This window comes from Burkholderia sp. PvR073 (genome assembly GCF_054055695.1).
This window is the reverse complement of sequence record NZ_JBSRXO010000009.1, coordinates 38,148-51,334: the sequence shown is the minus strand read 5'-3', so window position 1 is coordinate 51,334 and position 13,187 is coordinate 38,148. Positions and strand designations below refer to the sequence as shown.

The window sequence follows — 13,187 nt, the reverse complement described above, 5'->3', positions numbered from 1 at the left end:
CGTCGTAAGGGGTGGCATCACTCTGACCACATGATTGGCGGCAGCCGTGACAGCGTCAACGCGCGATCGCCATCGTCGCCGCGCAGGTTCCGATCCGTGGAGGGAAATTCGCGGTACGCGGTTGGCATCGACACGCATCGCACGCTCAGTAATACGTGTTCACGTTCCATCCACCCACGACCGGCGTGTTCGGAATCGTCTGATTCTGTTCGCCGCAGTAGGAACTCGTCCATGGGGTCGTCAGCGCGTTGTAGGTTGCCCAGTTGGTCAGGATCGCAATCTGGTAATCGCCGGCCGGCAACGCGTGATTCAGGGTCGTGCTGATGCCGCCCGAATCGTCCACCAGCGTCGGCCCCTGCGCTTCGGTATGCGCGACGGAGCGATTCGACGCATCGAGCACGTCGACGTCCTGCGACACCTGCGCGCGGGCGCCTCGCGCGGGGCCGCACAGGCTGTCGTTCAGATGGGCCCATGAGGAAACCGAAACGATGCCGGGTTTCGTCAATCGAACGGGAATGAGCCGCGAATAGGTGAACGTGCCGTTCGTGCCATTGAACGAGAACGGCGGCGCGTAATAGTTGGCCGACGGCGGGCCCGCGCAGTTCGCGTAGTCGGTCGCGCCGGGCGACGCCATCATGATCTGGCATTCCGTCAAGGTCGTGCCCGGCAGGATTTCGGACTGCGTCTGCCAGATGCCGTTCTGACAGGACAGCACGCGGCCCTGGGCGTCGGTGGTGACGGGCGTCGTGTTCGCCGTGTCCGGCGTGCACGCATTGCCCTGCGCCTGCTGGTTGCCGAGAGCGAGATTGCCTTGCTCGTCGACCGCCAGCGCCTGCCACGCGGTGCCGTTGAACGTGTAGGCGCGCCCGGTGTTGGTCGTCATCGCGACGTCGCCGATGCGCGGATCGGGCACCTTCGACGTATCGCCGAGGTCGCTCGCGGACGCCACGGGATCGCGCCAGTGCCGTGAGCCGACGGGCACCCATTGACCGTTACGGCAGGTCACCACGTTGCTGCCCGCGTCGGCGGCAATCGCCCCCGCCGCCGCCGTGCACGGCGCGTAGTCGATCTGTTGCGCGAGCACGATCGGCACCTGCATCGCATTCGCCGCCGGATTGCCGGGCACGCCGACGCGATAGAGGAAGTCCGCGGTCTGCCCGTTTCCGGTATCGGGAAAGATTTCGCTGGCCAGGTGACCGGTGCCCGTCTTCGTCGACGAACACGCCGCGTTGGCCGGATTCGGCACGGCGATGCGCCAGGACCCATACGCGCCGATCGCCGCCCCCGTGCCGTTGTTGGCAGCCGGAATGGAGCCGCCGCCGGCCCCCGCGTTCGCGGCGATGTAGCCCAGTTGCGCATCGGGAACCGGCGTACCGCCTTCGGTGACGAGCAGGCCTTGCAGCTGTCCGCCGGCCGATGCATAGACCAGCAGGCACGGCGTTTGTCCGTATGCGTTCTGCTCTCCCACCCCGTCGGGCAGAAAGCTCGCCAGCTGATAGGGTGCGCCGCGCAGCTTGATCACCACGGGCTTGTCGGGCGTCGCGGCAGCCGCCAGCGCGACCGCATTCTGCTCGATGAGCTGCGCGGCGGCCTGCGCAAGCTGCGACTGGTAGTGGGCCGTCTGCTGGCCGCGCGCATCCTCGAGCGACGTTCCGATCATCGCGACGATGCCGGCGGTCACCGCCGACACGATCGCGAGCGTCGCCAGCAATTCGATGATCGTGAACCCGCGTTGTCGATTCGCCGCGCGCTTCATGTCGTGTCGGGTCAAGATCACCACGCCTGTGCCATCCACACCGGCATGCCATTGGGCACGGCCCGGGACAGCGCGACAGGCAGCGGCACGGCCGGGTTGCCGCGCGACACCACCCTGCCATCAAGCGCGACGCCGGCCAGCGCGGAACCGCGCGACAATCGCTCGATCGCGCTGACCGCGGCGGTCGCGCTCGCCGACGTCGCGTAGATCACGACGAGGCTGCCCGGCGCGTCCGCGTTCGGCGCCACGTAGTTGTGCCACAACGGATCGAGGGTTTGCGGCGCCAGCAGCGGTCGCAATGCCGCGTCTGTCACGCTGCCTTCGAATTCCGGATGATCGAGCGCGTAGCGCACCACCGCGTCGCGGTACGTGCTCATGCTCTGCGCCAGCGCGAAGCCGGATACCGACATCGTCGCCGGTTGGTAATCGGCGTCGATCAGCGCGTACATGCCGCCCAGCACGCCGAAGACAAGCGCGACCCAGATCGCGATCACGTTCGCGCCCCTCCGCCTGCGCGCGCAAGCTTCAGCGGCGCGAAGCCACGGCGAGCCGCGCCCGGGCGGTCCACCCAGGACCGCGGGCCACGAGCGGCGCCGCGCGAGCATGGGCAGGCCATCGGTCAGGTCGACGTCCATACGATCGTGTTCGCCGTATCCGAGCTGCAATCCGTGGCCGCGAGATCCGGCGACACGGGCATCGCGGTTTCCGTCTTGCCGTTGATGGCGATCGATACCCAGTTGCCGCCTGCGGTGACGGCATTCACGCACACGCTGCGCGGCACGTTGTCATAGGTGATCGTGAAGGTGCTGCCGGCGCCGGCGACGGCCACGGCGCCGTTCCAGGTGTTCGTCACGGTGTTCTGGTCGCCGGACGGCGTGAGCGTCGACGGAAACACGCCCGCGCTTGCCAGCACCGAGTTGGCGAGATTTCCGTATCCGCCGGGTTGCCCCATGTAGAGCTTCTTGACGCCGCTCTGGATCGCGCTCACCTGCTCATTCACCGCATTGGTGCTCGCGCTGTTGAATGCGCCGTTCAGCAGCGCGATCGCACCGATCACCACGATCGCCGCGACCCCGAGATACGAAATCGCCTCCAGCAGCGACGCGCCGCGCTGCGATGCGCGGGAGCGCCCGGCCCGCGCGTTCGGTGCGGCCGTCGTGTTCGAGTTCGTGAATGGGTTCATATCGTCCTCGCCTCGTGTTGAAACAAGCTTCAATGCAGCGATCTCGTCATCGCAGCAATCTCCTGCTGAATGCCGAAAAAGCCGGTGATCAGTACGCTCAGCAGCAGCGCCAGCAAGACGATGGCCGCGCCGTTCAGCACGCGCATCTGCGCGGCGATCCGCTCCACGCCGGCTTCCATCCATTCGTCCGCCATCGTCTTCAGCGCTTCGGCGAAGCCCTTGTACTCCGCATAGACGCAGAGGTCGTCGACGATCTCCGCGGACGGAAAGCGATAGCCGGTATGCTTCATCGCCTCGCCGACATTCAGGCCTGACTTGACGCCGAACAACGTGTCGTCGATCCGGTCGCGCAGCCACGGCTTCGCGAGCGACGAGAGCCGCATCAACGATTTCTCGACCGTGAGGCCGGCCGCCTGCAACGACGCGAACGCCGTGAGAAAACTGATGCCGACTATCAACCGATAGACGGAGTAAGGCGGATAGCGATCGAGCGCGGTGCGCAACCGGCCCGACCAGCGCGGCATCGAATGGATCAGCAGCGCGATGCCGGCCAGCAGGCCGGCGACGCCGTAGCCAAGCCACTGCGTGGTGAAGCTCGACAACAGGTACAGCAGATGGGCCGGGCCATGCCAGCGCTGCGGCGGCACGATCGCGGCGAATTGCGGAATCACGTGCGCGCCGAACAGATACAGATAAACGAGCGTGATGCCGAACAGCGCGACGGGATAGGCAATGCCGCCCACGATCGCCGCGCGGATGCGGCGCTGCGACACCACGATCGCGACCAGCGAACGCAGCGCGGCTTCCACGCGGCCGGACTGCTCGCCGGCCATCACGACCAGTTGCTCCGCCTGCGGCACCCAGCCTTCCATCCCTTCCGCGAGCGTGCCGCCGTTCTGCACCGCCTTGCGCCATTCGCCGAGCATGATCGCGGCCGGCTCGTTCGGCTTGCGCCCTTCATGCGCCGCGCGCAGTTCGAGCTCCTCCAGCACCTTCAGCAGCGGCAGCCCGTTCGACAGCATCTTCTCGATCTTCCGGTACACCCTGAGGCGCGCGTCGGAGCCTGCCTGCAGGCGCGCCCAACGGCGATTCAAGTCAACGCGCATGGTTCCCTCCGCCGGCCGCCGCGTGCAGTCGTGCCGGTTCGACGCGCGGCACGAGCGGACCGACCACGCGCTCGGCCACCCGCGGATCGACCAGGCCGGCCGCGACCTTGGTCAGCGCGTGATCGACGAGCGTTTGACCGCCCAACTCCCTGAGCCAGTAATCGGTTGCGCCGGACTTGTCACCATCGCGCAGGAGCGCGAAGAAGCGCGCGTCCGTGCACACCACTTCGGCGACCACGGTACGGCCGACGGTGCCGCGCCCGGCGCACTGCACGCAACCGCCGCCCTGCACGCAGACCTGGTCATACGCACTCCCGACCGCACGCAGCACGCGCGCGGCAAGCGCCGCATCGCGCGCCGCCGCGCTATCGCGAAACCGCACGCGGCAATGCGGACACGTGACCTTCACGAGACGCTGGCTCACCAGCCCCGTGACCAGCGTTTCGTCGGTCACCATGCGCAGCGGCAAGCCGAGATCGACGAGGCGATCGACGATCGCGAGCACCCCGCTCGCATGCACCGTGGTCCATACCTGGTGGCCGGTCATCGACGCGCGCAGCACGCCTTGCGCCGACGCGCGATCGCGCACCTCGCCGATCATGATCGTGTCCGGGTCGAGCCGCATTGCGTTGGCGATCGCGGCGGCGAACGCGAGCGAGCGCGACTCCTCGGTCGGCGCATTGACGACCGGCGTCTGGACCGCGCCGTTGATCGGATACTCGACCGGGTCCTCCACCGTGATCACGTGCGTGCTGCCGTTGTTCTCGCTGATCAGGCCGGCCAGCACGCGCTGCAGCGTCGTCGATTTGCCGGATCCGGTCGGTCCGCTGAAGATCGTCAGGCCGTGCGGCAATCGGCTCAGTGCCAGGATCTGTCCGGCTTGCAGCGCGGTGAAGCCGAGCCGCTCGAGGTCGGCCGATTCGCCGGCATCGTTGTACAGCAGGCGCAGCACCATGATGCTGCCGGTGCTGGTCGGCGCGGTGGCGATGCGCACGCCGAACAGCTGTTCCGGAAGCTTGTCGCGCTCGCCGATGCTGGCGTCCTGTCGCTCGCTCGGCTTGTACGTGTTGTCCGACACGCTCGCCATCGCCGAATACAACGTGGCGAGCAGGCGCGTGCCGTGCTCGCGGGGCTGCTCGCTGACCCGCACCAGCTCGTTGTGGATCCGGAACAGGATCTCGGTGCTGAACTGCTTCACGCGTATATGAATGTCGGACGCACGTTCCCGGCAGGCCTGCGCGATGAGGTCCTTCGCGACGACCTGCATGGCGGTATGGTCCAGCCGTTCAGCCGTGCCGTCTCGGCGCATGCCTTCGTATGCCCGGCGCACCTCGTCGAGACTGACCGCGTGAGCCCGATACGCGAAGTTCAGGCGGTCGAGACGCGCGCGGTACGACAGCACGAACGGACTCATCTCGTGGCCCTCCGCGACGAGCAGGCGGCCGTCGTCCAGCAGGCACAGCAGCTTGCGCTCCTCGGCGCTCGCCGCCCACGGCCCGACATCGGACAACGGGCAGGCGGCGCGGACGTGGCGCCCGGCCGGCACGTCGCCCGGGCCGGCCGCGGTTCCGATGTTCGTGGGTTGCATCGCGTCACTCCCTCGCCAGTGCCGGATTGCCGGGCGGCAGGCCCGGCACGCCCGGGCCACCCGGGCCACCATTCGCCGGCGGCAACGGGCCGGCCGACATGCCCGCTGCCGTGCCGGGCCGCAAATGCACGACCCGGTCCCGCCTGCGGCCGATCACCTCGCCGGCATTGACCGACACGATCCGCAGCCCGTCGGGCAGGATGTCGCCGGCGCGGGCATCGAACTGCTGGCCATCCGCGCCTTGCAGCGTGGCCGACAGATTCCGTCCGAGCCCTTCGATCGCGATCACGCGCGGCACGTCGGCGCCGCCATCGTCCCCCGGCCGGAAACGGCCGTTGCTGCCGATGCGCGACAACGCCGCGGCACGCTCGGCCACCTGGGCCTGCACGTCGAGCTTCCTGAGTTCGGCTTTCAGCAACATGGTTTGCTCCTGCAGACGGATCAGTTCGTCGGCGGTGCGTCGATCGGATGCGGGCGCCTCGCGCACCGGCGGTGCCGATGGCGGCGCATCCGCGGCCGCGCGGCAGCCGGCGGCATGCACGAGACATCCGGCGAACGCCGCGGCGCCGAGCACGATCCTGAAGTCACCTGGCATAGACGGTTCCTTGCGCGGACCAAGCGCCCGCCTGATAAGTCAGTTTGTCGAGCCGCACGCCCGGTTCGTCGAGATAGCCGGCGAGCACGACGGGCGGCATCACGCCGAGGTTCGCCTGCAGCCGCGACGCATGCCACGCACGCCGCGGCCGGTCGGGCCGGGAGAATGTCGAAAGCGCGCCCGGCGGTTCATCGGGAAGGGGCGCGAGCGACAGCGGCAGGTCGAATTGCTGAAACCGGGCGATCAGCCGCGCATCGATATCCGTGCGGGTCAGCAGCGGATCGTCGCCGGCCGCGGCCGCTACCGGCACGTTCCGCACGAGCGACGCGTGTTCGCCCGTGCCGTCGATGCGGGCCTGCGGTTCTCCGGCCAGCAGCAGCGCAACCGTCGAGCCGTTGCGCGACCACAGATAGGTGACGCTGCCCGCCTGGCAAACGAATCGCTCGAGGTCCCAGCCGCCCGGCGCCAGTTCGGTGAAGTGATCGAGGCAGGTGCGCGCGAATTGCGAAGGCGCCGGCACGCCGGCCCACGGACGCGCCTGCGCAGCCGCGTCGGTCGCCTGCGCGCCGGCCCGCTCGAGCCTGGCACGCTCGGCGGCAAACGCACGCGCGCGCTCGGCTTCGAGCATGTGTTGCCGATGCGCGAGCCAGCCGTATGCGGCGGCGCCGGCGCACGCCAGCACGGCCGCCGCGACACCCACCGTGCGCGGCGACACGCGATGCGCGACGGGCCGCAGGCGGGCCCAGCCGGGCACATGAACGCGCTCGCCGCGACGTTTGCCGAGCAGGTCCTCGATGCGGCGCGGGTAGACGTTGTGAAACCCCATCGCATCGATTTCGTCGTCGCCGATCACGACGTTCCATCCGCCGAGCGAGTAATCGGACGTCAGGCGCTCGAACACTTCGTCGCGGCTGCCGACCCAGTCGCCGTTCGGAAGAAACGATCCGTCACGCACGGCGAAGTACGCCCAGCGGTCATCCGGCAAGCGAAATGCGCCGAGCCAGTTGGGTGCGCTTTGCTGGCGCCCGTCATAGAACGCGCCCTGCAGCGCGATCGTTCTCGACACGATCACGCCGAGCGACGCGACGCCGGCCTGCACCCCTTCGTGCGGATTGGCAAAGCCGGCGGCCGCCACGCCGCGGTCGATGCGCAACACCATCAACGCGAAGTCGAGCTTCTTCGCGAGCTCGTGGCCTTCCTTGCGCAGTTCGCTGCGGCGCGACAGCGACTGCCAGAACAGACCGCATACGAAGCGCTGCCGGCCGATCTGAACGATTTGCGTAGCCATTGCCGGTTCCCGTGTGCGCGACGCCGCTCAGGAGCCGTTCATCGCGACGGGCGTGATCAGGATCACGATGGCTTCGCGCTGCCGCGAACCGTCGAAGCCGCCGCCTAGCAGATAGTTCTGCGGCGCACCGACGCCCCGTTGCGCCAGATCGTCGTTGACGCCCTCGTAGCCGCTGAGGATCAGTGTCTCGCCCGACTTCATCGACACGCGTTGCAGGAAGTTGCGCGTGTCCACCTCCGGCACCTGAATCGACTGGCCGTTGCCCGCCGGCACCGTCCTGAGCTGAATCAGCGACGAGATGTTCGTGTAGAACTGGAGCAGCACCGTGCTGTTTTCAAGGATGTGCGGCAACAGCGTCATGTTGAAGCCCGTCGTGACGGTGCCGGGCACCAGCGCCGTGGACGAGCCGACGTTCGCGGTGTTGGTCGTCGACACCGATGCGAGATAACCCTGCTGCGTCGCGACCTGCAATGGCACGGGCTGGTTGTTCAGCGTCGTGATCGACGCGGACGTCTTGCGCCGCACCCTGCCCTGGCTCGACAGCGCCGAGATGATCGCCTGCGTGCCCGCCGCGCGGCTGTTCGGCGTGATCACCTGCGCGGCGAGCGACACCGGATTGGTGGCCGTGGTGGGAAACACGCTGGTGATCGTGAAGGCCGTCCCGAGCGCCTGGTACACCGCCGTCCAGTTGATTCCGTAGCTGTCCTGCGCGGACTGCGCGACGGACAGCACCGTCACGTTGATCAGCACCTGCTTCGACAGCGACGCATTCTGGGCGCGCATGAACGCGGCGACGCGATCCAGCACGTCCGGCGTGTCCGTCACGGTGATCGAGCCCGTCGCCGGCGACGACACGACGTGACCGTAATGCGACAGCATCGCCTGGATCGACGCACGCAGGCTGTTGAACACGGACAGCTGCGAGTTCACGACGGTGTTCGCCGTGTTGTTCGACGTGACGGTCGCCGTCCCGTTGCCCGTGCCGCCACCCGCACCCGCGCCGGCCCCGGCCGTTCCCGCCTGCCCGTAGCCGCCTGCCTGCGCACTCGACCCGTCGCTGCTTGCACCGCTCACCACATTGGCATTCACGGTGGCATCGCCCGGAATCGCGCTGACCTGGAACGTCCTCGTATCGGTCACGAAGAATTCGATCGCTCCATCCGCGTATTTCCACGACACGCCGAAGCGCGCCGCCGCCGTGTCGAGCAAGCCACGCAGATCGCCGTCGCGATACACGATGCGCGTGCGCTGCGATGCGCCCCACGGGCGCGCGCCGGTATCTCCCGACAGGCCGGGCAGGGTCGGCAGCGGCGGCGGCGAGGCCCCGAGCACCGGCACCGACGGCGCGGTTGCGGGCGCGAGCTGCGGGCCGGCCGCCGCGTCGGGTGCGACTCGCGTCGCGATATGCGAAAGACGCGACACGTGCTCCGCGAATTCGCGCAACGAGCCGACCTCCCGATCGAAGGTCGCCGGTTGCGAGAACACGGCCGGCAAGGTGCCTTCGCGCTCCAGTTGCATCGGCGTGCCGGACAGCCAGATCCCGTCGCTGACGATCACGCCGTCCGACGACTCCGCGACCTGCGCATGGCCATCGCGCGTATCGGCGAGCACGCGCTGCGTGCGCGCATGATCGCGATCGATCGCATTCGCGAGATGTTGCGAAAGCCCCGTGCAGCCTGCCAGAAGGACCGCTGCGAACGCGTATGCCAGCACCAAACCCCGCATCAACCCGCTCCTTTTGAAACGATCCGAAGAACCTTGTTGCCGCGATAGAGAATCGCCTGGATCGGCGCGTTCGAGTGCGCGAGCGCGCCGACGACCGAGCGCAACGCATCGTCGAACGTGCCCGTCACGCTCGCCTCCGCGTCGATGCCGAAATCCCCGGGCGCTTCCCAGACGAGTTGCCAGCCGGCCGCGCGAGCCCATCGCGCGAGCGCGGAACGCATCGTGCGGTCCGACAGCTCGATCCGCCACGTCCGCCGCGTGTCCCGCTCCGGCTGCGCGGCGCGCGGCGCATCCGGCTCACTCGCGAGCGTCGGCGATGCGCCGGCCTGTGCGTCCGGAACCGTCACGGCCGACATGGGCGCGGGCGTCCCTTGCGCGTCACGTGCATCACCTGCATCAGGCAGCGCGGCGTGCGCCGCGCATGCGCAGAGCGACCACGCGGCGCCGAGCGCCGACAGCAACACCATACGAGCCACGACCATGCGCATTGCGTTCCTGACCTCATCACGATGGCGATGCGCATTCGCATGCGTCGCCGCTTGCCTGCCTTGCGCCCGCATCGGCATGACACTGGACATCCGGCCGGCGGGCTGACACGATGACACCCTCGTTACCCTGCCGATCCGACTCTTGCCATGACATCGCTTCCCAACGAGCTGCGCGACCTGATTCGCGAAATTCTTCGTCTCGTGGACGAGAACCAGGTATTCACCGACCTCCACATCGAACAGGATCGTCCGATCATGATCAAGACGCCGCGCGGCTGGGAAGAGGCGCCCGGCGGCCCGGTGCTGATCGACGAGATGGCACCGCTGCTCGCGTCGATCGACGAACAATGGGACACACGCTTGGCACAGGGCGCGCTCGACCGGCCGTTCGTACTGACCCGCTGCCGGCTTCGTTGCCACGTGTTTCGCACGTCGTCCGGACGCAAGACCGTCATTTCGATCCGCCGCCTGCCGCTCGAACCGCTGCCGCTCGACAAGCTCGGCCTGCCGGCCTATATCCGCACCATGCTCGACAGCACCCGGGGAATCGTGTTGATCACGGGCCCCACCGGTTCGGGCAAGACCACGACCATCGCGTCGCTGCTCGACCATCTGAACCGCACGCGCAACTGCCATATCGTCACGATCGAACAGCCGATCGAATACGGACTCGAAGGCAATCAGGCAATCATTTCGCAGCGCGAAGTTCCGACCGACACACCGAGCTTCTCGTCCGGCATGCGCGAAGTGATGCGGCAGCGGCCCGACGTGATCATGGTCGGCGAGATCCGCGACAGCGAGACGGCCGAAGCCGTTCTGCAAGCCGGTGAATCGGGGCACCTCGTCTTCGCCACCATGCATACCAGCAGCGCGCTCAACACGCTGACGCGCCTGCTGTCCTTCTTCCCGCCGGAGCAACGCGAGCGTTACGCCGCATCGCTCGCCGGCTCGCTGATCGGCGTGATCTGCCAATGCCTGATACCGAGCGAAGACGGCAGCCAGTTCGTACTGGCGAGCGAGCTGCTGTTCAATCACAACCAGCAGATCAGCGCCTTGCTCGTCGATCCGGCGAAGATGGCGTTTCTCGCCGACTTCCTCCGACGCAAGGAAGACAACATGTCGCGCTCGCTCAACGATCATCTCGCGCAACTCGTCGCGAAAGATGCGATCTCGGTTCGCGACGCGCTACGCGCCGCCTATCAGCGTATGGAGCTGCACGAACAACTTCAGTCGTCCATGAATCGGTGACGCGATTCTCGCCTTTCGCACGCGCCGAATTTTTATTGTTTGACAATCTGTTACATTCTGGCGCGACGCCCGACAGCCGTCGCGGGCCGCGATGCTAGCCGTGCCCGCGGTGACGCTCGAGCGCGTCGGTGCCCGCTTCGTCCGGGCTGGCGCCTACGACGCTCGCCGCCGGCGTGCGGCGGCCGTTGACAAATGCGGACCGATGCAGCAGATCGCCGAGCGCGCGCAGCGGTTCGGTGAGATCCGCGACACGCATCGATGATGCGCCGGCGAGCGCGCGCTCCACGGCGTTCGCCGCCTTCTCGCCGACGATTCCCGGCACGGTCGCGTTCAGCAACGCGAGCACCGACGCACCCACGGCCAGACCGCGATCGCCTCGATCGATGAAGTCGTGTCCCAGTTTGTTCCCGGCCAGCACGACGAGCAGCACCACGCTCAGTCCGGCGAACGTCTTGAATTCCTCGAGTGCATCGTGGCGGCTCACGTCGGGATTGTTCGCCAGCACCGTCATCAGGATCGAGGTAAACACCGCATCCGACGCGAGATCGACAACCCCGATCGTGTCGGGGAACGTGAGCAGCGCGGTGCTGGCCGTGACGGCGGCCGTGAACAGCGCGAGCGCGATCTTGGCATTCCGGTCGGGATTCGCGCGCGCATCGGGCGGCTCGCCCCCGCTCCCGGCGGCTGCGCGGCCTTCGCCCAACGTATGCGACGTCATCTCCGCGAGCCTGCCACAAGCGCGCAGCACGAGCTGTATCTGCTTGCCGAGGTGCGGACTCACCTGGCTTGTGTCTCCCGCGATGGACGCGTCCCGCATGCCGAGCGCCGCGCGATGGAGCGCTTTCGCCTCGCCGTCCACGGTGGCCAGCGTGGTGCGTCGTTCGCCGCGGAGCGCCGCGCCCAGCTTCGCCAACGCGGGATCGACGCCGTTCCTGAAGCGCTTGTCGAATTGATTCTTGATGTCCGTTCCCATGAATCCCGCGAACAGCCCCGTGGTGCTCACGACCGTCGCGAGCAGGTCGACCCAGGTCTTCCGGTTCAGATGCGCCGACGGCTTGACGAAGGTCGGCAGCACGAATTCCAGCGCCTGAAGCGTGTTCGCGTAGTTGCGCGCCATCACGCGCTCTTTCACGAGACCGGCGCCAGTCGTCGGCGTGAGCGCCATGCCGATCCCTTCGAGCACCGTCTTGAACGTGAGCGCGACGAGCTCCGACGCGAACAGTTGCTGGCGCGGATTCGACTTCAACGGGACCGCCAGCGCCGCGGCGCCCAGGATCAGATTCGGCAGGAGCGCCATCGCCGCGCGTTTGGCCGGGTGCTTGTCGGTTTCGATTTCCTGCAGCGATCGTCTCGTCAGCCTCACTTGCGCCTTCAGCGTGCGGCTCAATTCGGCCGGGAATCCGGCGCCTTCGATCATCTGCTCGATGGCGCCAAGCTTGCCCAGCAGTTTCGGGATGCTTCCGTCGCCCGTTTCCGCATTGCGTATGCGGTCGAGAAAGCCGTGGTCGTCGTGCGTGCCGGGCAGCTTCAACAGCGAAGCAAAATCCAGTTTCCGCCAGATATCGGCCATCGCGCCGTGTCGAGCGGGCACGTCGGCGTCCGCGAGCGACGCGCCGTCGTCCCGACCATCGCGCGGCACGACATCCGCGGCCGGACGATCTTGCCGGTCCGGCTCGATGGCCCGTCGAACCGTGGGCGGCGGCTCGCTTTTCGAGCGCCTGGCCGACGCAAGATCACGGAACGCTGCCGCACCGGTCGCAAGCGAACGGGCTCGCGGCCGCACGCTCTTCGATCCGGCAGGTGCCGCGTGGTCTGCTGCATCCGCGGCGTCAACGTGAGGGAGGGTCGGAAGGATCGGGTTCATCGTGGCGAATGGTCGAGGCGAGGAAATGGAAGCCGCTCCATCGAGCCGGCGCACGACGGCAGCTCGCGCGGCTAATGGATCGCGGGGCGAGACGGCGATCGGTCGATGCCCCGACCGCTTGCCGGTGGCAGGTCCTGCGAAACGCCAGCCGAATCGTTGCGCATCGCGATGAATTAGATACGCCGGATTGCGAAACCCGCGGGCATCAGGCGAAGCGCGTCGACGTCGTGATCGCCCGCGGTCTGGTCGATACCTGTGCAATCGCGGCCATCACAGTTCGGATCGTCGAACGCAACTTCCGCCGCGTTTTTTCCGGGCGTCACATTCGATCAATACGATCGATTCG

11 protein-coding genes are annotated in these 13,187 nt (G+C 67.5%); 1 reads left to right on the top strand and 10 read right to left on the bottom strand.

Annotated features, from left to right (window positions below):
• Positions 1 to 145: 145 nt before the first annotated feature.
• The 9 genes from pilV to ACVK00_RS24275 are packed head-to-tail and all read right to left on the bottom strand — an operon-like array spanning position 146 to position 9,723.
• Entirely contained in the window at positions 146 to 1,771 is a 1,626-nt protein-coding gene (gene pilV / locus ACVK00_RS24315; RefSeq protein WP_354123398.1) for a shufflon system plasmid conjugative transfer pilus tip adhesin PilV, read from the bottom strand.
• A 2-nt stretch (positions 1,772 to 1,773) separates the two neighbouring features.
• Positions 1,774 to 2,391, bottom strand: coding sequence for a type IV pilus biogenesis protein PilM (gene pilM, locus ACVK00_RS24310; protein WP_284900955.1), 618 nt, complete (start codon positions 2,389 to 2,391; stop codon positions 1,774 to 1,776).
• A complete protein-coding gene (locus ACVK00_RS24305) occupies positions 2,376 to 2,939 on the bottom strand; it encodes a type 4 pilus major pilin (RefSeq protein ID WP_284900957.1) in 564 nt (187 codons plus the stop codon). The genes pilM and ACVK00_RS24305 overlap by 16 nt, the downstream gene beginning before the upstream one ends.
• A gap of 29 nt (positions 2,940 to 2,968) precedes the next feature.
• Positions 2,969 to 4,045 carry a type II secretion system F family protein gene (locus ACVK00_RS24300; RefSeq protein WP_284900958.1) on the bottom strand — a complete coding sequence of 359 codons (1,077 nt, stop codon included), beginning with the start codon at positions 4,043 to 4,045 and terminating at the stop codon, positions 2,969 to 2,971.
• Positions 4,035 to 5,633 carry a GspE/PulE family protein gene (locus ACVK00_RS24295; RefSeq protein WP_284900959.1) on the bottom strand — a complete coding sequence of 533 codons (1,599 nt, stop codon included), beginning with the start codon at positions 5,631 to 5,633 and terminating at the stop codon, positions 4,035 to 4,037. The genes ACVK00_RS24300 and ACVK00_RS24295 overlap by 11 nt, the downstream gene beginning before the upstream one ends.
• 4 nt (positions 5,634 to 5,637) lie before the next feature.
• The gene (gene pilP / locus ACVK00_RS24290; protein ID WP_284900961.1) at positions 5,638 to 6,174 is read right to left on the bottom strand and encodes a type IV pilus biogenesis protein PilP; all 537 of its coding nucleotides are present in this window, start codon (positions 6,172 to 6,174) and stop codon (positions 5,638 to 5,640) included.
• Between the two features lie 43 nt (positions 6,175 to 6,217).
• Positions 6,218 to 7,516, bottom strand: coding sequence for a type 4b pilus protein PilO2 (pilO2, locus tag ACVK00_RS24285; RefSeq protein ID WP_284900963.1), 1,299 nt, complete (start codon positions 7,514 to 7,516; stop codon positions 6,218 to 6,220).
• 27 nt (positions 7,517 to 7,543) lie between these two features.
• Positions 7,544 to 9,241 (bottom strand): PilN family type IVB pilus formation outer membrane protein, encoded by a 1,698-nt coding sequence (gene pilN, locus ACVK00_RS24280; protein WP_284900964.1) that lies wholly within the window; start codon positions 9,239 to 9,241, stop codon positions 7,544 to 7,546.
• On the bottom strand, positions 9,241 to 9,723 hold the full coding sequence (locus ACVK00_RS24275) for a toxin co-regulated pilus biosynthesis Q family protein (protein WP_228910576.1): 483 nt from the start codon (positions 9,721 to 9,723) through the stop codon (positions 9,241 to 9,243). Before ACVK00_RS24275 ends, pilN begins: the two co-directional genes overlap by 1 nt.
• 153 nt (positions 9,724 to 9,876) lie before the next feature.
• On the opposite strand from ACVK00_RS24275, the gene ACVK00_RS24270 reads away from it, so the two are divergent.
• Positions 9,877 to 10,977, top strand: coding sequence for a type IV pilus twitching motility protein PilT (locus ACVK00_RS24270; protein WP_228910575.1), 1,101 nt, complete (start codon positions 9,877 to 9,879; stop codon positions 10,975 to 10,977).
• A gap of 94 nt (positions 10,978 to 11,071) precedes the next feature.
• Here the strand turns inward: ACVK00_RS24270 and ACVK00_RS24265 are convergent, their stop codons facing one another.
• Positions 11,072 to 13,102: a hypothetical protein gene (locus ACVK00_RS24265; protein WP_354123397.1), complete on the bottom strand. Its 2,031-nt coding sequence runs from the start codon at positions 13,100 to 13,102 to the stop codon at positions 11,072 to 11,074.
• Positions 13,103 to 13,187 lie beyond the last annotated feature (85 nt).